We start from the raw sequence: 21,504 nt of genomic DNA on the forward strand, positions 1-21,504 counted from the left end.
GTGGCGGGTACGCCTGCATCAATTGCACGGCACCGGGGTTCGAGGAGCCCGGACATCCGTTCCAGCAGACGCCAAAATTCGCAGGCATTCCCATCGGCCTGCCCACCGATATGCCGAAGGCGTGGTTCGTCGCGCTGGCCTCCCTGGCGAAGGCAGCGACGCCGGAGCGGGTGCGCCGGAACGCCGCCGCCGACCGCATCCTCGTCGCTCCCACCATCCGTCCCACCCGGAAAGGCTGATCGGGTGAGTGAAGCCCCAAACCGCCGTCTGATCGTCGGTCCTTTCAACAGAGTGGAAGGCGATCTTGAAGTCCGGCTTGAGATAAACGGCACAAGTGTCTCTGCCGCTTACGTAAATTCGCCGCTGTTCCGCGGGTTCGAGCGCATTCTGGAAGGGCGCGACCCAATGGATGCGCTGGTGGTCGCCCCGCGGATCTGCGGCATCTGCTCCGTCTCCCAGAGCCATGCGGCGGCGCTGGCGCTGGCCGGCGTCATGGGGCTGGAGGTGCCGCGCAACGGACTGCTCGCGACCAACCTGATGACGGCGACCGAGAATATCGCCGACCATCTGACCCATTTCCACCTGTTCTTCATGCCCGACTTCGCCCGCCCCGCCTACCAGGGCCGACCTTGGTTCGAGAGGGCGGAGGCGCGGTTCAAGGCCGCCCACGGCATTGCGGTGCGCAGTGCCACTGCGGCGCGGGCGGAGCTGTTCCATGTGCTGGGCATCCTGGGCGGCAAATGGCCGCACACCCTGACGCTCCAGCCCGGCGGCGTCACCCGTGCAGTGGATGCGCGTGACCGGGTGCGGCTGCTCGCCACCGTCCGCAGCTTCCGCCGCTTCCTGGAGGACAGCCTGTTCGGCGCGCCGCTCGACCGGGTGCTGGCCCTCGCAGGGCCGGAGGATCTGGAACGTTGGCGCATCTCCGGTCCGGCCGGCGACTTCCGTCTGTTCCTGGAGATCGCCGACGATCTGGAGCTTGCGGGCCTCGGCCGGGCCTATGGCCGGTTCCTCAGCCACGGCGCCTATGCCGAGCCGGAGGGCGGACATCTCTATCGCCGCGGCATCTTCGCCGACGGTCACGCCGGCCCCTTCGATCCGGATCGGGTGGCGGAGCATCACCGCTTCAGCTGCATGGCCGGGCAGGACCGCCCGCATCCGCCTTTCTCCGGTTCGACCGTTCCGGATGGCATGGACGAGACCGGCTACAGCTGGTGCAAGGCGCCGCGGCTGGATGGCATGCCCTATGAAACCGGTGCCATTGCCCGGCAACTGGTGGATGGCCATCCGTTGATCCGGGCGCTGACTGCACAGGATGGCGGTTCGGTGCGCAGCCGCGTGATCGCTCGTTTGCTGGAACTGGCCCGCACCACCGACGCGATGGAAGGCTGGCTGCGTGCCATCGATCCGTCCGCCTCATGGTGTGCGGCTTCGGAAATGCCGGACAGCGCGCAGGCGGTTGGGCTGACGGAGGCCGCGCGCGGCGCATTGGGCCATTGGCTGCGGGTTGAACGCGGGAAGATCGCCTCCTACCAGATCATCGCCCCGACCACCTGGAACTTTTCACCGCGTGATCTGGACGGAGTACCCGGTCCTTTGGAGAAGGCCCTTGTCGGAGCCCCAGTTAGGGAAGGAGAACGCACGCCGCTTTCTGTTCAGCACATCGTAAGATCTTTCGATCCTTGCATGGCATGTACCGTTCATTGATTATTTTTACTTAATTATACTATAGGTTCTAAGAATATCAGAAATCCGCATTGAGGTTTTTATTATGAGATGATGAAGGCAGCATAGGACATTACACTGACGAACATCAGCAGAGAGACCATCGGGGCCATTTTCAATCTCCTTGGGACCGGGGGTTCATTCCTTTCCAAAGGATCTACGCCTCGTCCGCATCGGGATAAACGCCCAGTTCCCGGATTCACCGTTCGGAGTTTTGGAACAATGAACGGTGCTTGCCGCCCGCCCCTGTCGACAGCGCGCCGACGATCCATCGCCCGCTGCGCCTCCCGCTCGCCGATGCCCAAAAAACGGGAAAAGAGCTAACCCTGCATCACGGCGACGGCGTCCCTGGAAGGTACAGGTTTTCACCTATGCTGACCGCGTCAGATTTTTAGAGGATTTCCTTCAACATTTGTTGGAACACTAAATCAGATGACGGATGAAGCGGACTTAGATCAGAAACAAAACCTCCTCTCCACACTTACATTATTCTAAATGATCGATGATAATTGTCATTATAAATCCTTGTTTTTTAAGAATCTGATTTAAAGTTTTGCATTGATCGGAAGCCCCGTTCCCGTGCGTCGATAAAAGGGGATGCTGCCATGACTGACCAGACATTCGCCGATCCCGCCCCATCGGTTGAAGAGACGCCGGCAATCCCGGAAAAGACGAAGGAACGCCTGCGGCACATTCTGGCTGGAGGACAGCGTCATTCGGCCGGTGCGGTCCAATTGATCGGACTGGGCACCCTGCGCGACCGGCTGGGCAAGCGCTGGGACATCGTCAAGGAGCGCATCTATGAGCAGACCGAACGACTGTTCGACCGCCATCTGCCTCCCACCGACGTCTGGCTGCGGGCCGACGAGGCGAACTATCTGGTGGTCTTCGCGACGCTCGACCGGCAGGCTGCCGAACTGATCTGCGGCAGGATCGTGTCGGAACTGCATCGGTTGATGCTGGGAAACAGCGACACGAGCCAGATAACCGTGCGCAGCATCGTGACCGAACTCGATGGCAACATCGCCGTCGAAGCGATGCAGCTCGATCAGTTGATTGCGAGAGCCGCCCTGCAGGGCGCCGCTTCTTTGCAAAACGAGGCGCCCGATGCCGGCGATGTTCGGACGGCTCCAGCCGCCAATGCGCACGAGGGCGGCAGTTTCCACCCAACCATCTGCTATCGCCCGGTGTTCGACACATCCCACAAGGTGCTGTCCACCTATGTGTGCCACGCCGATGAGGAAACGAAACGTATCCTGAATACCTTGTCGGCGGATGATGCGCGAAGCGAGGATTACAGATTCAGAATCGATATGGAGCTCCTGAGCCAGTCGATAGAAATTTATGAGGAGTTGTACAAAAACAGCTTCCGCTATATCCAGAATCTGACGGTGAGCCTTTCGACCCTCTCGATTGGCCGGCACCGGCGGAAATATCTCGCTCGCTGCCATTCGATCCCGTCGCATCTCATACCCTTCATCGTGTTCGTCATAGAAGGGGTTCCCTCCGGCGTCCCCTACAGCCGAATCTCCGAAGTCACGACGATCCTGAAGCCATATTCGCGTGCCGTCCTTGTTCTGCTCGACGACGGAGCGCCAAATCTCGCGGCGTTCGCCCAGGCGGGCGTTCGCGGCATGGGCATAACGGTTCATGCCGGAGAACCGGATGCACGGGCAACCAATCGCCTCCATAACTTTGGCATCCACGTGCAGCGCCATGGCATGATCTTCTTCGTCGATGGCATCCGGTCGGCGGCCATGCTGCGAATCGCCGAGGACGCCGGGGCGTCCTATGTGGCGGGACCGCTGATCGGCCAGGACACCGACGTGCCCGGCCATATGAAGCGCATGACCGAACGGGAACTGATCCAGAAATCCGCCAAGACCACCCGTCACCACTGACCGGCAAGCTTACAGCCATACTGGCAAGCTGGTTGCCAGCTTCCACGCATGCTGTAATGTTGATATCCACAATCGCTGCTATGTCGAGCGATGGCTGTGGAAATATTCAATCTGATCAATGGCCTGACCCGGCCGCCGATCCTGGCATGGAACTTGTACGAACGATGGTCCGGCGGCAGGACGCCGCATCATTGGACGGATGCCGGGGCACAAATGGAGTTGGCTGGAAACGAGGGCGGTCGGAGAACGGCGCGAATCCTGGTGCTGGGCATCGGCAACATCCTGTGGGCCGACGAGGGATTCGGTGTCCGCACAGTCGAGCGCCTGGCCGCCGATTGGCGCTTCCCCGACACCGTCACCGTGATGGATGGCGGGACCCAGGGCCTGTATCTGCTGCCGCATCTGGAATGCGCGGACGCGCTGATCGTGGTCGACGCCATCGACTATGGGCTGCCGCCCGGCACCAGCCGCGTCTTCCAGGGCGATGACGTGCCTGCGTTCCTTGGCGCCAAGAAGATGAGCTTGCATCAGACCGGTTTCCAGGAGGTGCTGGCGAGCGCCATGCTGCTGGGCCGCTGTCCGCAAACGCTGATCCTGGTCGGCGTTCAGCCGGAGTGCCTGGAGGATTACGGTGGCGGCCTGACCGACACCGTCGCCGCCCAGGTCGCTCCGACCATCGGGATCATCCTCACGCTTCTGCGCGACGAATTCGGGGTGGAGGGCACGCGCCGCGATGCCGCCGCCGATCTCGCTGCCCCGGCCATCGCCCGCGATGCCTATGAAGGCGGACGCCCGAGCGCCGATGAGGCCTGCCGCATCGGCGATCCCCGCATCCTGGCGGCGCTGTCCGCCAACCAGGCCTGAAACCGGGAGCGCCCAGAGCATGTGCATCGGCATTCCCCTGCGCCTCACCGGCGTCGACGGCGTGGTCGGCCGGGCGGAGAACGGCTCGGCCGTCGACCTGTCGCTGGTTCCGGAGGCCGCCGCCGGCGACTGGGTGCTCGGCTTCCTCGGCGCGGCTCGCCGTATGCTGGAGCCGGAGGAGGCCGCCCAGATCCTCGACGCGCTGGCGGCCATGGCCGCGGCATTGGATGGGGAAAGCCTCGACGGCGCCTTCGCTGACCTGACCGGCCGAGAGCCGACCCTTCCCCCCCACCTGGAGGCGGCCCGCGCGGCCGGCCTGACGGAGGCCTGACGCCATGACCGACCTTGCCCCTCCTCCCGCCAAGCAGCGGCTGCCCTTGCCGCCGCTGGTCGATCTGCTGACCGACGTGCATGGCTACCTGCGGCTCGACCATGCCGACGACCGGCCGTGGCTGGACGATGCGGCGAAGGATTGGGTGGTCTTCCTGCCCGGCCACGGCAAGGGCAATGCGGAGACCGCCGACGTGGCCGTCATCCTGCCGGAATTGGTCCGCGCGCTGCACCCGCGCTTGGTTCCGGCCGTGGCGGGCGAAGCAGCGGAGCGCGCGATCCTGGCGCTGGCCGGCATGATGAGCCTGCCGTCGCTGGTCTTCCTGCGCGGCGACCGGTTGCTGGGCAGCATCCCGCGCGTGCGTGACTGGGACGATTATCTGCAAAGGATCGGCGAGATCCTGGATGGCTCCTTGGAAGGCGGTGCGGCATGAGTTCCCTGTTCGGCATGACACATCCGCCGGTCGGCTTCGGCCCCGGCAGCCAGCCCGACGCCAGCGAGGAAGGGTTGGAGTATCTGCCGATGCCGTCCGGCATGCGCGTCTATGAACCGCACCTGCCGGAGGTCGTCGATCCCGCCTGTGCGGCAGCGGCCCGCGCGGTGCTCGTCCGCATCCAAAGGGCGCTTGCCGACTGGTCGCCCGGCGAGGAAATCCGCATTCCGGTCGATGATCTCGACTCTCCCGTCCTGGCCCTGGTCGACGAGGCGCTGGGCGAGGGCGAGGTCGCGGTCAAGGTGGAGCGGGCCGGCGACCGGCTGGAGATTCAGGAGGCGTCCCTCGCCGGCGTCTGGCGCGTGCGCGCCTTCGGCGATGGGCCGTCGCGGGAAAGCCTGCTGGTCGGCAGCTTCCCAAAGGTGGCGCTGAACCGCGCCTTCACTGCCGCCACCCCGGCTGCAACGGGCCCGGCGCCCGCCGGTCTGATGAACGGCCAGCCGATCCTGACCGAGCTTCTGGACCGCAGCGCCGCCTGGCGCCGCGGCGACGGCCCCCATGCGGTGAATTTCAGCCTGCTGCCCCACACGCCGGAGGATCTGGCCTTCGTCGAACAGCATCTGGGTGTCGGCGCCACCACCATCCTGTCGCGCGGCTACGGCAATTGCCGCGTCACCGCCACGGCGACGCCGAATGTCTGGTGGGTGCGCTATTACAATTCGGTTGACACACTGATCCTCGACACGGTTGAGATCGTCGACGTGCCGGCGGTGGTTTGCGCCGCGGTGGAGGACATCGCCGACAGCGCGGAACGGCTGGGCGAGATCCTAGACGCGCTGGCGACCGACCTGGAGCGGGTGCGATGAGCGCCGTTGCCTCCCGCTTCGAGGGCTCCTATCTCGGCGACGCCAGCCGCATCGGCGCTGCGACGCGGATGGAATGCAAGATCTGCTGGCATGTCTATGACCCGGCGGAGGGATGCGAGCAGTGGCAGGTGCCGCCCGGCACAGCCTTTGCCGCCCTGCCCGACCATTGGCGATGCCCGGTCTGCGACGGTGCCCGCGACCAGTTCATGGCGCTGGACGGCGAGCCGATGGCCACGGAAACCGCAACCCTGCCGGTTGCCGTTGCGCCGGTGACCGGCCCGGCCCTGCCGGCCGAGGCCATCGCTCGGCTGGAAGCGGCTTTCCGGGAAATCCACACGGCGCAGATGCGCGGCATGCCCATCGTCAACGACGCGCTTGCAGTGAAGGCCGTCGGCTTCCGCCGCCATGGCGAGCGTTGGCTCGGCGCCCTGGTGACCCCCTGGTTTCTCAACCTCGTCCTGCTGCCGGGCGAGGGCGACGAGTGGTCGAGGCTGGTGCCGGGGGCGAAGGAACTGATCGAGTTTCCGTCCGGCTGGTATGAGTTCGTTCATGCCAACCGCAAGGGCGTCGGCGCCTACAAGGCCTGTTCGCTCTTCTCGCCGATGTTCGAGTTCGCCTCGATGCTCCAGGCGACGGAAACGGCCTCGGCGGCTCTGGTCTCCCTCTTCGATCCCTCCATCCGCGAAGACGGCGCCCAGACCGCCGAGATCCGCCGCCGGCGCGAGGAGGAACTGGCGCCGCCCCCGGACGCCGCACCGGCCCCGGCCGAGCCGGCGCACCCGTCGCGCCGGGCACTGCTGGGAATGGGGACCGGAAATAGCGGGACCGGAGACTTGGCGGATGCATGAGATGGCGCTCTGCGAAAGCCTGCTCCAGGCGATGGAGGAGGCTGGGCGGGCGAATGGCTTCAGCCGCGTGACCAAGGTCCGCCTGGAGATCGGCCGCTTCGCCGGGGTGGAGGTGGAGGCTCTGCGCTTCGGCTTCGACGTGGTGACGCGGGGATCGCTGGCCGACGGGGCGGACTTGGTGGTGCTGGAGGTGCCGGGCCGCGGCTGGTGCTTCGATTGCAACGACACGGTGGATCTGGACGACCGGCTGTCGTCCTGCCCACACTGCGGCGGCAGCCGGCTGCATCCCAACGGCGGCACCGAAATGACGATCAAGGATCTCGAGGTTGAATGAGGCGAGCTCGAAAGAGGCAGGCCCGATGAGGAAGGACCCCGCGCGATGACCGATCCCGCCCGCCCCGGCATCCTGGTGGTGGATGACGAGCCGCGCTCCGTCGAGGTCATCGCCCGCCTGCTGGACGAGGAGTTCGAGGTCTTCACCGCCCTTTCGGCGGAAGAGGGGCTGCGCCTGCTGGAAACGGAATGGATTCAGGTGGTCTTCTCCGACCAGCGCATGCCGGAGGTCAGCGGGGTGGAATTCCTGACCCAGGTCCGCGAGCGCTGGCCCGACGTGGTGCGCATCGTCATCACCGGCTACATCGACCCCGAGGACATCATCGGCGCCATCAACACCGCCGGCATCCACCAGTTCATCACCAAGCCCTGGCACCCCGACCATCTGCTGCTGACCGCCCGCAACGCCGCGAGGCTCTACCGGCTCCAGCGCGAGCACGACCGCCTGACCAGCGAGTTGAAGCTGCTGCCACCGCTGGCAGAGACGCGGGTGGCGACCAGACGCGAGCGGGTCCGGAAGTCCTACCGCTTCGACGGATTGATCCGTGCCGAGGGCAGCCCGGTCGACGAGGTCTGCCGGCAGGCCGAACGGGTTTCAGGCTTCAACGTCCCGGTTCTGGTGCTGGGTGAGACGGGCACCGGCAAGGAGCTGCTGGCCCGCGCCATCCATTACGGCAGCCCGCGCTCCGACCAGCCGTTCTATTGCGAGAATTGCGGTGCCATCCCGGACGAGCTGCTGGAAAGCGAACTGTTCGGCCACAAGAAGGGTGCCTTCACCGGCGCCCACAGCAACCGCGTCGGCCTGCTGGAGCAGGCGGACGGCGGCACCATCTTTCTGGACGAGATCGGCGACATCAGCCCCGCCTTCCAGGTCCGGCTTCTGCGCTTCCTGCAGGAGGGCGAAATCCGGCCCGTCGGGTCCAACGAGACGCGGCGGGTCGATGTCCGCGTCGTCGCCGCCACCCACCGCGACCTGACCGCCGAGGTGAAGGCCGGCCGCTTCCGCGAGGATCTCTATTACCGTCTCAGCACCATGACGCTGACCATGCCGCCCCTGCGCGACCGGCCGGACGACATCCCGGTGCTGGCCCGCCACATCCTCGACCGGCTGTCGGCCGCCCACGGCAAGCCGGTGAGCGGCTTCGCCCCCGACACGCTGGCCTGCCTGGAATCCTATGGCTGGCCGGGCAACGTGCGCGAGTTGCAGAACGAGATCATGCGCATGCTGGTTCTGTGCGAAGGCGACACGTTAAGCGCCGACCTGCTGTCCGATCCTGTGCTGCGCGGTGCGGCGCTGAATGCCCGCCCGGCCTCGCCGGAGGATGGGCCGCTGCCGCCGCTCGACCTGATCGGCCAGGGTGGGCCGCTGAAGTCGCGGATCGAGCGGGTGGAAGCCGGCATCCTGATGGAAACGCTGGTCCGCTGCCGCTGGAACAAGAGCAAGGCCGCCGACGAGCTGGGGCTGTCGCGCATGGGACTGCGCGCCAAGCTGGAACGCTACGGCATCGAGCGTGGGCCTGCGCAGCGGCATTAGTCATCCTTTCCCGCCCAAATCACCAAAACCACAAGAATCCCCGAGGAGCCGTTCGATATGTCGAAATTCACCCGCCTTGCCGCGGTCACCGCGGCCATTGTGCTTGCCGCCACCCCTGCCCTTGCCCATCCCGGCCATCTCGCCGGGGCCGGCTTCCTCGACGGTGCCGCACATCCGCTGGGCGGGCTCGACCACCTGATTGCCATGGTCACGGTCGGCGTCTACGGCGCCACCATCGGCGGCCGTGCCGTTCTGGCGGTGCCGGGGGCCTTCCTGGCCGCCATGCTGGCCGGCGGGCTGTTCGCGCTGGCGGGCGGAGAATTGCCGCTGGTCGAGCCGGCCATCTATGCCTCCACCGTCGTGCTGGCGCTGCTGTGCGTCATGCCGATGTCGCGCAACAGCCTGATCGGTGTCGTCTTCGCCGCCGGCTTCGGCCTGTTCCACGGCTTCGCCCATGGCGCGGAGATGCCGGCCGATGCCGCGGCGCTCGGCTATGCCGCCGGCTTCCTCGCCAGCACCGCCGGGCTGCATGCAGCCGGCGTCGCAATCGGCTGGGCGCTCCACCGCCTGATCGGCCAGCCGGAAGAGGATGGCCGGACGGCCTGACCGATACCGGCAACGGACTTTCCACCCCGGCCGTCGTTTCGGCCGGCGAGTTGCCAGCGGCAAAGGAGCTTACACCTTCGTGACCGTTGGTTTGCCAAATGTTCGTACTACGGCACGATTGTTGCCTATGCCCGCGGGAGAAGCGCACCGGCCCCTCGCACGCCGGTGCTGCCCGACGGGAGAAAACAAACCGATGGCAACGCTGGAAACCTTCTACGAGGTGATGCGGCGGCAGGGGATCACACGCCGTTCGTTCCTGAAATACTGCTCGCTGACCGCCGCGGCCCTGGGGCTGGGGCCGGAACTGGTGCCGCAGATCGTCCACGCCATGGAAGCCAAGCCGCGCACCCCGGTGCTGTGGTTGCACGGGCTTGAGTGTACCTGCTGCTCCGAATCCTTCATCCGCTCGGCGCACCCGCTGGTGAAGGACGTGGTGCTGTCGATGATCTCGCTGGACTATGACGACACGCTGATGGCGTCGGCCGGCCACCATGCCGAGGCGATCCTCGACGAGGTGATGGAGAAGTACAAGGGCAACTACATCCTGGCGGTGGAAGGCAACCCGCCGCTGAATCAGGATGGCATGTCCTGCATCATCGGCGGCAAGCCCTTCACCGACCAGCTGCGCAAGGTCGCCAAGGACGCCAAGGCGATCATCTCCTGGGGCTCCTGCGCGTCCTTCGGCTGCGTCCAGGCGGCGCGCCCGAACCCGACCCGCGCCACCCCGGTGCATGAGGTCATCACCGACAAGCCGATCATCAAGGTTCCCGGCTGCCCGCCGATCGCCGAAGTGATGACAGGGGTCATCACCTACATGCTGACCTTCGACCGCATCCCGGAGCTTGACCGCCAGGGCCGGCCGAAGATGTTCTACAGCCAGCGCATCCACGACAAATGCTATCGCCGGCCGCATTTCGACGCCGGCCAGTTCGTCGAATCCTTCGACGATGAGGGCGCTCGCAAGGGCTATTGCCTCTACAAGGTCGGCTGCAAGGGCCCGACCACCTACAACGCCTGCTCCACCGTGCGTTGGAACGAAGGCACCAGCTTCCCCATCCAGTCCGGCCACGGCTGCATCGGCTGCTCGGAGGACGGCTTCTGGGACAAGGGGTCCTGGTACGCCCGCCAATCCGACATCCTCCAGTTCGGGATCGAGGCCAACGCCGACCAGATCGGCACCACCGCCGCCATCGGCGTCGGCAGCATCATCGCCGCCCATGCGGCGGTCAGCGCCCTGAAGCGCGCACAGCACAAGGGAGACGTCTGACCATGGGCATCGTCCAGACCCCGAACGGCTTCTCGCTCGACACCGGCGGCAAGCGCATCGTCGTCGATCCGGTTACCCGCATCGAAGGTCACATGCGCTGCGAGGTGAATGTCGACAGCGACAACATCATCCGCAACGCCGTCTCCACCGGCACCATGTGGCGCGGGCTCGAGGTGATCCTGAAGGGCCGCGACCCGCGCGACGCCTGGGCCTTCGTCGAGCGCATCTGCGGCGTCTGCACCGGCTGCCACGCACTGACCTCGGTCCGCGCGGTGGAGGATGCGCTCCAGATCCGCATCCCGAAGAACGCCCACCTGATCCGCGAGATCATGGCGAAGACGCTGCAGGTCCATGACCACATCGTCCATTTCTATCACCTGCACGCGCTGGACTGGGTCAACCCGGTCAATGCGCTGAAGGCCGACCCGCAGGCGACCTCGGCGCTCCAGCAAGCGGTGTCGCCGCGCCATGCCAAGTCCAGCCCCGGCTATTTCCGCGACGTCCAGACCCGCCTGAAGAAATTCGTGGAGAGCGGCCAGCTCGGCATCTTCAAGAACGGCTATTGGGACAACCCGGCCTACAAGCTGTCGCCGGAAGCCGACCTGATGGCGGTGACCCATTACCTGGAGGCCCTCGACCTCCAGAAGGACATCGTCAAGATCCACACCATCCTGGGCGGCAAGAACCCGCACCCGAACTACATGGTCGGCGGCGTTCCCTGCGCCATCAACATGGACGGCACGGGGTCGTCGGGCGCGCCGCTGAACATGGAGCGGCTGAACTTCATCCGCGCCCGCATCCAGGAAGCCACCGCCTTCGTCGAGAACGTCTATCTGCCGGACGTGCTGGCCATCGCCAGCTTCTACAAGGACTGGCTCTATGGCGGCGGCCTGTCGGCGACCAACGTCATGGACTATGGCGATTACGAGAAGGTACCGTACGACCATTCGACCTGCCAGCTCCCGGGCGGCGTCATCCTGAACGGCAACTGGAACGAGGTCCATCCCATCGACCCGCGCGACCCGGCGCAGGTGCAGGAGTTCGTCGCCCACAGCTGGTATCACTACGAGGACGAGAGCAAGGGCCTGCACCCGTGGGACGGTGTGACCCAGGCCAAGTTCGAGCTGGGCGCCAACACCAAGGGCACCCGCACCGACATCAAGGAGCTGGACGAGGCCGCCAAATATTCCTGGATCAAGGCCCCGCGCTGGCGCGGCCATGCGGTGGAGGTCGGCCCCCTGCCCCGCTACATCCTGGCCTATGCCCAGGGTGTCGGTTACGTGAAGGACCAGATCACCGAATCGCTGGGCGCCTTCAACGCGCTGGCCGGCACGAGCTTCACGCCGCAGCAGGCGCTGCCGACCACCATCGGCCGCACACTGGCCCGCGCGCTGGAATGCCAGTACTGCTGCACGATGATGATGGACGACTGGAACGCCCTGATCGCCAACATCAAGGCCGGCGATACCGCCACCGCCAATGTCGAGAAATGGGACCCGAAGACCTGGCCGAAGGAGGCCAAGGGTGTGGGCACCGTCGCGGCGCCGCGCGGCGGGCTCGGCCACTGGATCAAGATCAAGGACGGCAAGATCGACAATTACCAGTGCGTCGTGCCGACGACCTGGAACGGCAGCCCGCGCGATCCCAAGGGCAACATCGGGGCGTTCGAGGCGTCGCTGCTGAACACGCCGATGGCCCGCCCGGACGAGCCGGTGGAGATCCTGCGCACCCTGCACAGCTTCGACCCGTGCCTTGCCTGCTCCACCCACGTCATGGCGCCGGACGGCGCCGAACTGGCCCGCGTCACCGTACGCTGACCGGCAGCCGAGGAGGATTTAAGTCATGGCTCCTCTCGACGATGCGAAGCCGGTCGCGACACCGGACGAGGAAGGGACGGCCGCTCCGGCGGCCGGCCGTTTCCTGAAGGCGATCTATGTGTACGAGGTGCCGGTACGGGTCTGGCACTGGGTCAACGCGCTGGCGATCGTGGTTCTGTCGGTCACCGGCTACCTGATCGCCAATCCGCTGCCGACCATGCCGGGCGAGGCCAGCGCCAATTTCCTGATGGGCTACATCCGCTTCGTCCATTTCGCTGCGGCCTACATCTTCGCCATCGGCTTCATCGGCCGGCTCTATTGGGCTCTCGTCGGCAACCACCATGCCAAGCAGCTGTTCCGCTTTCCCTTCTGGGACCGTCACTGGTGGGGGGAGCTGTTCCTGGAAGCCCGCTGGTATCTGTTCCTGGAGCGCAAGCCGAAGCTGTATGTCGGCCATAACCCGCTGGCGCAATTCTCTATGTTCTGGGCCATCGCGGTGGGCAGCGTCTTCATGATCGTCACCGGCTTCGCGCTCTACAGCGAGGGAGCGGGCCAGGGCAGCTGGCAGGACACGCTGTTCGGCTGGGTCATCCCGCTGTTCGGCCAGAGCATGGACGTCCACACCTGGCACCATATGGGCATGTGGGCGATCCTGCTGTTCGTGATCGTCCATGTCTATGCCGCGGTGCGCGAGGACATCATGTCCCGCCAATCGATCATCTCCACCATGATCAGCGGCGTGCGCACCTTCAAGGACGCCGAAGCCCCGGCGGACGAGGAGCATGAGCGCCCGGTGAAGAAGGCGGCGCGGATGGGGTAGGATTACCTTACCCGGCACGCTGCCTCCCTTGAAAACCTTGAATAGTTCTTCTTACGTTCCCATCTCTGGGAGGTTCCGAAAACCACGGAGTCTCCCAGAGCGGCGCCGCCCCATGCGGGTGCGTCAGGAGGACGTCATGCCCTTTTTTCCGACCATCGACCTGACCCCGCAGGTGAAGATGCTGCTGGCCCGCGGGGCGCTGACGCTGAACCCAGGCCAATGGGTGCGGGGCGAGAAGGGACGCGGTCGGTTCCTGCGCACCGACCCGCGCACCGGCACCGCCCATGTCAGCTGGCTGCGGCCGGGCGACGATTGGAAAACCGCGTCGCAGCGGTTCCACCGTGCCTGTCGCAAAGGATATATCGGCAAGTATCGCGGCCTGTACGAATTCGACAAGACCAACTGCACCACAGCAATCCCTCCCCTGCGTTGGAAGGTCCGGGCGCCTGTGCAGATGCCGCTGTTCGGCTACAGGGCGAAGGACGCCGCCCACGCCTGACCGAGGCTGAGCCCGCCGTCGTTGGCGGGGGCCAGCCTCGGCAGCAGCGCCTCCACCCCGGCGGAACGGAAGCCGGCCACCAGTTCCTCCGCCAGCACCGCGTTCATCAGGCAACCGCCGGACAGCACCACCCGGCCCAGGCCATGGCCACGCAGCACCGGCAGCGTCCAGCCCACCAGCGCCGCCGCCAGCGTGCCGTGGAACAACTCCGCCCCCTCCACTGCATCGGCAACGGTCAGCAGCTGCTCCAACAAGGGGGTCAGATCCAGTTCGCCCCCTTCGATCCGCCACGCGCCGTCCGCAACGCGCGCTTGGCGCACGAGGGATTCCAGTGTCATCGGCGCCTCGCCCTCAAACCCGGCCACCGCGCGGACGCCCAGCAGGCCACAGGCGGCATCGAACCAGCGCCCGCAGGAACTGGTGAGCGGTGCATTGATGCCGCGCTCGATCATCCGCCGGACACCCTCGGCCGGGCCATGGGCGGCGAAACGGGAGGCGATCTCATCGGCACGTCCCATCCGCGCCAGGGCGGCGGCGGCCATGCGCCAGGGCTGGCGGGCCGCCACATCGCCGCCGGGCTGGGCCAGCGGCGCAAGGCTGCCGAGACGCTCGGACCTCAGCCCATCGACCAGCAGCATCTCGCCGCCCCAGGACCCGCCATCCTCTCCCAGGCCGAAGCCGTCCAGCGCCAGCCCGACGGCCGGCCCCTCGACCCGGTGTTCGGCCATCACGGCGGCGACATGGGCATGGTGATGCTGGACCGGCACGGCCGGCAGGCCGCTCATTTCGGCGAAATGGGTGGATTGGAAATCGGGATGCCGGTCATGGGCGACCGCAACCGGTTGGACCCCCAGGACGTGCAGCAGATGTGCGACGGTTTCCTCCAGAAAGGCCAGCGTCGCGGCGTTGTCGAGGTCGCCGATGTGCTGGGACAGGAAAGCCTCGTCGCCGCGGGTGACGCAGACCGTCGTCTTCAGATGGCCGCCCACCGCCAGGACCGGCGGCACCGGATGGGCCAGCCGGATCGGCTCCGGCACATGGCCGCGGCCGCGGCGCAGGAAGGCGGGGGCCCCGGCCAGCTTGCGCGCGACGCTGTCGTCGGCACGGATGACAATGTCGCGGTCATGGTCGACGATCAGGTCGGCGATGCCGGCCAGCCTCTCCCGCGCCTCCGCATTGCCGATGGCCAGCGGTTCGCCGCCGGGGTTGGCGGAGGTCATCACCAGCGTCAGATCCTGCGGCGCGTCCAGCCAGCCGGTACCGTCCGGCCGCCCCGCCGCTTCGTGGAACAGCAGGTAATGCAGCGGGGTATAGGGCAGCATGACGCCCAGCCAAACCAGACCGGGAGCGATCTCCGGTGCCAGTTCGGGCGCATCGTCCCGCCGCCGCAGCAGGACGATGGGGCGCGCCATCCCTTCCAGCAACGCCCGCTCTCCGCCGTCCATCCAGACATGGCGGATGGCGGATTCGGTGTTGGCGACCATCAGGGCGAAGGGCTTGCCGTTGCGCTGCTTGACCCGCCGCAACCGCTCCACCGCATCGTGGCGCGTGGCGTCACAGGCAAGATGGAAGCCGCCCAGACCCTTGATGGCAACGATCCTGCCGGCGCGGAGTGCAGCGACGATGTCTTCCGGCGGATGCGACAAACGGGGGCCGCAGGTCGGACAGGCCGTCGGCTGAGCATGGAAGCGCCGGTTCCCCGGGTCCTTATACTCGGCCAGACACTCCGGGCAGAGCGGGAAGCCGGCCATCGCCGTTTGCGGCCGGTCATAGGGAAGTTGCCGCGTGATGGTGTAGCGCGGGCCGCAATGGGTGCAGTTCAGGAAGGCATAGCGATGGCGGCGGTCGGTCGGATCGAACAGTTCACCCAGGCAGGCCGGACAGACCGCGGCGTCGGGTCCGATGCCGGTCGCGACGGCGCCGGCGGACAGGCTGTGGCGGATTGCGAAGGAGACCTCGGCGGGAACATGCGGAACAGCGTCGCACTCGACGGCATCGATGCGGGCCAATGGCGGCGCTTCGGCCGACAGGGCCGCCTGGAAAGCGGCGACGCCGCTGCCCTGCACCTCGATCAGCACACCCTGCGGGTCGTTCAGCACCCAGCCGGTCAGGCCGAAACGCCCGGCCAGCGCATGGACATGCGGGCGGAACCCCACCCCCTGCACCCGCCCGCGCACGCGGATCCGCAGACGTTCGCCTTTGTGTGACATGAGAGCCTGTCAAATGGTCTTCGGCTGCACCGATGTCCAACATCCTAACCATCTCCCCAAAAGGAAGAAGGGATTTCGCAACCATCCGGCACGGCGCCGGTTGACAGGGGGACATGCGGAACCGGAACGGAGATGCCGCCATGAGCGCGAGCAAGCACGAGAAGACCGACAAGCCGACCGATGCCGACCTGAAGGACAACCCGCAGATCGGCGGATCGAAGGGCGCCCGCGCCGCCGGCATGACGCCGGACGACCTGGATCTGGCCCAGGGCGAGACCACCTTCGAGGGCGACGTGGAAAACCAGACCAACGACAAGGGCGGCGTCGACAAGCCCTTCCGCGACGGCCCGCCGCTGCGGCCCCGTCAGGCCTGACGGTCGAGATCATCGGACGATGAGGGCGGCGCTCCACCGGGGCGCCGCCTTTTTCGTATCCGTGCCGGACAGCCATGCGAGGCGCTGCACGGCATGGTGTTGCCAAGACCTGCGACATTCTGTTACGCCTGCTTCCATGCTGCATCGCGTCACGCCGCCCTGACGGCCTGCCCTACGCATTGACCTGAAACCCGACCGCCCGGTCACCGGACGGCCGCCGTTTCGCAGCGACCCCAATTTCCGACTTTCATTCCTGATCATCGTCGACGGCGGCCTACCATCCGGCCTTTGCCGGTGCGCCCTGCCGCCGTCCCGGCTTGAGCTTGCGAGACCCATGACCATCGATTTGCAACGGCTCCGCCAGGAGTGGTTCGGCAACACGCGCAGCGATCTGCTGTCCGGGCTTGTCGTCGCACTTGCCCTGATTCCGGAAGCCATCGCCTTTTCCATCATCGCCGGGGTCGATCCGAAGATCGGCCTCTACGCCTCCTTCGCCATCGCCATGACAATCGCCATCGTCGGCGGCCGGCCCGGCATGATCTCCGCCGCGACGGCCGCCACCGCGGTGCTGATGGTCACGCTGGTCAAAGAGCACGGCCTGCAATATCTGCTGGCCGCCACCGTACTGGCCGGACTGCTGCAGGTTGGCGCCGGCTTCCTGCGGCTCGGGGCGCTGATGCGCTTCGTGTCGAAATCGGTGATGACCGGCTTCGTCAATTCGCTCGCCATCCTGATCTTTTTGGCCCAGCTGCCGGAACTGGTGGGGGTGCCGACCGTCACCTATGCGCTGGTCGCCGCCGGGCTGGCGATCATCTATCTGCTGCCGCGACTGACCAGGGCGGTGCCGTCGGCGCTGGTCAGCATCCTGGTGCTGACTGCAGTCACCATCGGCTTCGGGATCGACGTCCGCACGGTCGGCGACATGGGCGAACTGCCCAGCACCCTGCCCGTCTTCCTGCTTCCCGACATTCCGCTGACCCTGGACACGCTGCGGATCATCCTGCCCTATTCGGCCGGCATCGCCGTGGTCGGGCTTCTGGAATCGCTGATGACCGCAGCCATCGTCGACGACATGACCGAGACCGGCAGCGACAAGAACCGCGAGTGCGTCGGCCAGGGCATCGCCAACATGGTGTCCGGCTTCCTCGGCGGCATGGCCGGCTGCGCGATGATCGGACAATCGGTGATCAACGTGAAATCGGGCGGACGGGGCCGGCTGTCGACCTTCTGCGCCGGCCTGTTCCTGCTGTTCCTGATCGTCGTGCTGGGCGACTGGGTGAAGCGCATTCCGATGGCGGCATTGGTGGCGGTGATGATCATGGTGTCGGTCGGCACCTTCAACTGGCAATCCCTGAAAAGCCTGGTGACGCATCCGCGCAGTTCCAGCGCCGTGATGCTGGCGACGGTCGCCGGCGTCGTCCTCACCCACAACCTCGCCATCGGCGTGCTGATCGGCGTTCTGCTGTCCGGCATATTCTTCGCCGGCAAGGTCGCCCGGATGTTCCGCGTCACCTCCACCCTGTCGGAGGATGGCCGCACCCGCACCTATCGGGTCGAGGGGCAGCTTTTCTTCGCCTCCGCCGACGATTTTTCCGCGTCTTTCGATGTGCGGGAGGCTCTGGACACGGCGGTGATCGATGTTTCCGGCGCCCATATCTGGGACATCTCCAGCGTCGCGGCTCTCGACGGCGTCGTGCTGAAGTTCCGCCGCGCCGGGACCGAGGTGCGGCTCGCCGGCCTGAATGCGGCCAGCGAAACCATCGTCGACCGGCTGGCGACCCATGACAAGCCGGGAGCCGGGGATCGCGCTCCGGCCCACTGACCGACGACGCCCCTCGCCTTGCAGAGGGCGTCGTGAGGGAACGCGATGGAACCGCGAGCGGTGCCGGGGGTTGGACAGGATGGAGCAGCCGGCGCATCCCGCCGGCGGCCTGACGCCCGGATACCTGAGACAGGACCTTCGCCATGCAACCGACCAACGGCGTTCAGAAGTCTCCCGTCATCTGCATCACCGGCGCTTCCGCCGGGGTCGGCCGCGCAACGGCGCTGGCCTTCGCCGCCTATCGCAAAGCCTCCATCGGCCTGATCGCCAGATCGTCCGACGCGCTGGAAGAGGTGAAGGCGGAGGTCGAACGGCTAGGCGGCCGGGCGCTGGTCCTGCCGCTGGACGTCGCCGACCCCGACGCGCTGGAGGCGGCCGCCGACCAACTGGAGGACGCCTTCGGCCCCATCGACGTCTGGATCAACGTGGCGATGGTCACCGTCTTCGGGCCGGTCCATGCCGTGACGCCGGAGGAGTTGAGGCGGGTGACCGAGGTGACCTATCTCGGCTCCGCCTACGGCATCCAGACGGCCTTGCGGCGGATGCGGCTGCGGGACAGCGGCACGATCCTGCAGGTGGGCTCGGCACTGGCCTACCGGTCGATCCCGCTGCAGTCCGCCTATTGCGCGGCGAAGCATGCGATCACTGGCTTCATCGACAGCCTGCATTCCGAACTGATCCATGACAACAGCCGGATCGGGCTGACCACCGTGCATCTGCCGGCGGTCAATACCCCGCAATTCGACTGGGCACGCAGCCACATGCCGCGCCGGGCCCGGCCGATGGGGACCATCTTCCAGCCGGAGGACATCGCCCGTGCGATCCTGCACGCCGCCGAGACTCCCCGCCGGGAATATTGGCTGGGCGGATCGGCAATGCAGGCGATCCTCGGCAATTTTTTGGCGCCGGGCTTTGCCGACCGCTACCTCGCCAACACTGCGGTGGAGGGCCAGATGACGGAGGAGCAGGAAATCCCCGGCCGGCCCGACAATCTCTACCACCCCGTCTACGGTCTGCACCGCGCCCGCGGGCGCTTCGGACTGCCGCACAACAGCCTGCGCCTGACCGCACCCAGCGGCGCCGCGAGGGGGCTGGCAATGGCCGCCGGCCTGATCCTGGCAGGCGGGCTGGGCTTCATGATGAGCCGGGCAACTCACCGGTAAATGTCACAGCGGAGCGGTCAGGGGCGGCACTTGCGGCCTCCGCCTTGCCGCCTATATAGGGTGTCGTACGTCAACAACTGAAAGGAGGTGATCTCGTGTCTCATTGTCCGTCTCACTCGTCGTCGAGCGCCAAGGCCGAGGTCTCTTTCTTCGCGGAAGGGATTTCGGTCCGCTAAGGACTGCGCCGTGGTGTCGACGACACACGGATTGACAATGGAAGGGCTGCCGGAAACGGCGGCCCTTCTTTGTTTTTGGATATGCAAAGCCCCCCTCCCTCTCGGGAAAGGGGCTTTGTTTTAATCCATAGGCAGGATCAGTGCTGCATCTCGCCCAGTTTCTTGCGGCTGTCGCCGCTCTTGTCGAGGATGATGCTGTCGTCGGGCTTGCCTTCGACTTCCAGAATGCCGATCAGGCCCTTGGTTGCGCGGCTCAGCGCGTGGTCGACCAGGGCATATTTGCCGGGGTAATCGACCTTGAACTCCACCATGGTGGCGCCGCCGGGGGCGACGGTGACGGTCTGGATGCCCTTGGCCGGCTCGCTTTCCAGGCCGCCCAGATTATAGACCTTGTCGAAGATCTCGCCGATGACGTGGAAGGACGAGGTCAGGTTCGGACCGCCGACGCCGAAGAACAGGCGAACCGTCTCGCCGACCTTGGCCTTCAGCGGCTTGTCCTTGGTCAGGGCGCCGACCGTGCCGTTGAACACCAGATAGCTCGGACGCTCGTTGACGAGGCCGTCATAGTCGTCCTCGGCATTCGCCAGGTTCTTGGCCTTGGTGGCGTAGATTTCCTGCTGCATCACATAGAATTCGTGATCGACCGGCGGCAGGCCGGCTTCCGGCTCCACCACGATCAGGCCGTACATGCCCTTGGAGATGTGGTGGGCAACCATCGGCGTGGCGCAGTGATAGACATAGACGCCGGGGGTCAGGGCCTTGAAGCTGAAGGCCTTGGTCTGGCCGGGCTCCACCTGGGTGATCTGGCCGCCGCCGAGGAAGCCGGTCGCGGCGTGGAAGTCGACGGAGTGGTTCATCGTCGATTCCGGCGCGTTGGAGATCGAAACATCCACCGTATCGCCGACCCGCACCCGCACCATCGGCCCCGGAACCGTGTTGTTGAAGGTCCAGTAGGTGTAGGTGGTGCCATCGTCCAGCTTGGATTCGACCTCGGTCGTCATCAGCGAGACCTTGTGGGTCTTCGGCGCGCGCTTGCCGGCCTTCTCCGGAGCCGGCACGGCGGCGGGGTCCTGGACGACGCTGACCGTCGGCTGCTTGACCTTCGGGTCGGCATAGAGCGTGTCGGCGGCCGAGGCGGCACCGATACCGGACAGGATCATCAGGGCGGCGGTGCTGACGGTGACGAGAGAGAGCTTGGTCTTCATGGCGTCGTCTCGGTTGAATGTTTCTTGTGAGGTAATATTCCTCCCGCTTCCGAGATCGATGCTTGACCGCCGTCAAGTGTAACTACCGAACGCTATTTTGTCGCATGCTCATTTTTATTTCCACACTAAGTATAATGACTTTGGGCGTCATGATTTCGGACGGAAGGAAACGCAGATCTCGGGATCGGTTTCGATCCGGCCGGCACCGATCAAATCCAGGCAATAGGGGATCGCGGGAAACACCGCTTCCAGGCAATCATGGATGGCGGACGGCTTGCCCGGCAGATTGACGATCAGGCTGCTCCCGCGAATGCCGGCGGTCTGGCGCGACAGGATCGCAGTGGGCACCACCCGCAGGCTGACCGACCGCATCAGTTCGCCGAAACCCGGCATCATCTTGTCGCAGACCCGCTCCGTCGCCTCCGGCGTCACGTCACGCGGGGCGGGGCCGGTGCCGCCGGTGGTCACCACCAGACCGCAGCCGGCAACGTCGCACAGCTCGACCAGGGTGGAGGCGATCAGGTCCAACTCGTCCGGGATCACCCGCGCTTCCGCCACCCAGGGGGAGGAGATGATGCGTGACAGCTCCTCGTTGATCGCCGGGCCGCCCTTGTCCTCATAGACGCCGCGGCTGGCGCGGTCGGAGATGGTGACGATACCGATCTTCACGGGGTCGATCTTCGCCGGTGCGGTCATGTCTCAAGGTCCTT

General features: G+C 66.0%; 20 protein-coding genes and 1 pseudogene. 18 read left to right on the forward strand and 3 right to left on the reverse strand.

Translation table 11 applies throughout. From position 1 onward, the window contains the following. From TSH64_RS35930 to TSH64_RS18180, 15 genes and pseudogenes are all read left to right on the forward strand, one after another. A pseudogene (locus TSH64_RS35930) lies at positions 1–239 on the forward strand (HupU protein); the annotation flags it as partial. A 52-nt stretch (positions 240–291) separates the two neighbouring features. Next, positions 292–1,707: a nickel-dependent hydrogenase large subunit gene (locus TSH64_RS18115; protein ID WP_282188151.1), complete on the forward strand. Its 1,416-nt coding sequence runs from the start codon at positions 292–294 to the stop codon at positions 1,705–1,707. Positions 1,708–2,330: 623 nt separating this feature from the next. Next, positions 2,331–3,626: a hypothetical protein gene (locus tag TSH64_RS18120; protein ID WP_247873012.1), complete on the forward strand. Its 1,296-nt coding sequence runs from the start codon at positions 2,331–2,333 to the stop codon at positions 3,624–3,626. A 261-nt stretch (positions 3,627–3,887) separates the two neighbouring features. Further along, on the forward strand, positions 3,888–4,490 hold the full coding sequence (locus TSH64_RS18125; protein ID WP_247873013.1) for a HyaD/HybD family hydrogenase maturation endopeptidase: 603 nt from the start codon (positions 3,888–3,890) through the stop codon (positions 4,488–4,490). 19 nt (positions 4,491–4,509) lie between these two features. Continuing rightward, a complete protein-coding gene (locus TSH64_RS18130) occupies positions 4,510–4,821 on the forward strand; it encodes a HypC/HybG/HupF family hydrogenase formation chaperone (RefSeq protein WP_109447016.1) in 312 nt (103 codons plus the stop codon). 4 nt (positions 4,822–4,825) lie between these two features. Next, entirely contained in the window at positions 4,826–5,254 is a 429-nt protein-coding gene (locus tag TSH64_RS18135) for a hydrogenase (protein ID WP_109447018.1), read from the forward strand. Beyond that, positions 5,251–6,120, forward strand: coding sequence for a hydrogenase expression/formation protein (locus tag TSH64_RS18140; RefSeq protein WP_109447020.1), 870 nt, complete (start codon positions 5,251–5,253; stop codon positions 6,118–6,120). The genes TSH64_RS18135 and TSH64_RS18140 overlap by 4 nt, the downstream gene beginning before the upstream one ends. Continuing rightward, the gene (gene hybE, locus TSH64_RS18145; RefSeq protein ID WP_109447022.1) at positions 6,117–6,968 is read left to right on the forward strand and encodes a [NiFe]-hydrogenase assembly chaperone HybE; all 852 of its coding nucleotides are present in this window, start codon (positions 6,117–6,119) and stop codon (positions 6,966–6,968) included. The genes TSH64_RS18140 and hybE overlap by 4 nt, the downstream gene beginning before the upstream one ends. Continuing rightward, positions 6,961–7,302: a hydrogenase maturation nickel metallochaperone HypA gene (hypA, locus tag TSH64_RS18150; RefSeq protein WP_109447024.1), complete on the forward strand. Its 342-nt coding sequence runs from the start codon at positions 6,961–6,963 to the stop codon at positions 7,300–7,302. Before hybE ends, hypA begins: the two co-directional genes overlap by 8 nt. Before the next feature lie 45 nt (positions 7,303–7,347). Further along, positions 7,348–8,835: a sigma-54 dependent transcriptional regulator gene (locus TSH64_RS18155; RefSeq protein WP_109447026.1), complete on the forward strand. Its 1,488-nt coding sequence runs from the start codon at positions 7,348–7,350 to the stop codon at positions 8,833–8,835. Positions 8,836–8,892: 57 nt separating this feature from the next. Next, complete coding sequence (locus tag TSH64_RS18160; RefSeq protein WP_109447028.1) at positions 8,893–9,441, forward strand: HupE/UreJ family protein; 549 nt, start codon at positions 8,893–8,895, stop codon at positions 9,439–9,441. A 193-nt stretch (positions 9,442–9,634) separates the two neighbouring features. Next, positions 9,635–10,708, forward strand: coding sequence for a hydrogenase small subunit (locus tag TSH64_RS18165; RefSeq protein WP_199237598.1), 1,074 nt, complete (start codon positions 9,635–9,637; stop codon positions 10,706–10,708). Between the two features lie 2 nt (positions 10,709–10,710). Beyond that, positions 10,711–12,525: a nickel-dependent hydrogenase large subunit gene (locus TSH64_RS18170; RefSeq protein ID WP_109447030.1), complete on the forward strand. Its 1,815-nt coding sequence runs from the start codon at positions 10,711–10,713 to the stop codon at positions 12,523–12,525. 25 nt (positions 12,526–12,550) lie between these two features. After that, on the forward strand, positions 12,551–13,345 hold the full coding sequence (gene cybH / locus TSH64_RS18175) for a Ni/Fe-hydrogenase, b-type cytochrome subunit (RefSeq protein ID WP_109447032.1): 795 nt from the start codon (positions 12,551–12,553) through the stop codon (positions 13,343–13,345). A gap of 136 nt (positions 13,346–13,481) precedes the next feature. Then, on the forward strand, positions 13,482–13,844 hold the full coding sequence (locus TSH64_RS18180; protein WP_146208048.1) for a hypothetical protein: 363 nt from the start codon (positions 13,482–13,484) through the stop codon (positions 13,842–13,844). Here the strand turns inward: TSH64_RS18180 and hypF are convergent. Beyond that, complete coding sequence (gene hypF, locus TSH64_RS18185) at positions 13,814–16,054, reverse strand: carbamoyltransferase HypF (RefSeq protein WP_109447036.1); 2,241 nt, start codon at positions 16,052–16,054, stop codon at positions 13,814–13,816. The genes TSH64_RS18180 and hypF overlap by 31 nt on opposite strands. Positions 16,055–16,194: 140 nt before the next feature. Here hypF and TSH64_RS18190 point away from each other — a divergent pair, with 140 nt between their 5' ends. The 3 genes from TSH64_RS18190 to TSH64_RS18200 all read left to right on the forward strand — a co-directional run bounded on the left by TSH64_RS18190 (position 16,195) and on the right by TSH64_RS18200 (position 19,413). Next, on the forward strand, positions 16,195–16,428 hold the full coding sequence (locus TSH64_RS18190) for a hypothetical protein (RefSeq protein ID WP_109447038.1): 234 nt from the start codon (positions 16,195–16,197) through the stop codon (positions 16,426–16,428). Positions 16,429–16,762: 334 nt separating this feature from the next. Then, positions 16,763–18,250, forward strand: coding sequence for a SulP family inorganic anion transporter (locus tag TSH64_RS18195; protein WP_109447040.1), 1,488 nt, complete (start codon positions 16,763–16,765; stop codon positions 18,248–18,250). A 143-nt stretch (positions 18,251–18,393) separates the two neighbouring features. Further along, positions 18,394–19,413, forward strand: coding sequence for an SDR family oxidoreductase (locus TSH64_RS18200; protein ID WP_109447042.1), 1,020 nt, complete (start codon positions 18,394–18,396; stop codon positions 19,411–19,413). Between the two features lie 313 nt (positions 19,414–19,726). On the opposite strand, the gene nirK is transcribed toward TSH64_RS18200, so the two are convergent. Both nirK and mog read right to left on the reverse strand, forming a co-directional pair. After that, entirely contained in the window at positions 19,727–20,794 is a 1,068-nt protein-coding gene (gene nirK / locus TSH64_RS18205) for a copper-containing nitrite reductase (protein WP_109447044.1), read from the reverse strand. Positions 20,795–20,941: 147 nt separating this feature from the next. After that, positions 20,942–21,490: a molybdopterin adenylyltransferase gene (gene mog, locus TSH64_RS18210; RefSeq protein WP_109447046.1), complete on the reverse strand. Its 549-nt coding sequence runs from the start codon at positions 21,488–21,490 to the stop codon at positions 20,942–20,944. Between the last annotated feature and the right edge of the window lie 14 nt (positions 21,491–21,504).

It is taken from the genome of Azospirillum sp. TSH64, from assembly GCF_003116035.1.
In the GTDB taxonomy this organism is placed as follows: domain Bacteria; phylum Pseudomonadota; class Alphaproteobacteria; order Azospirillales; family Azospirillaceae; genus Azospirillum.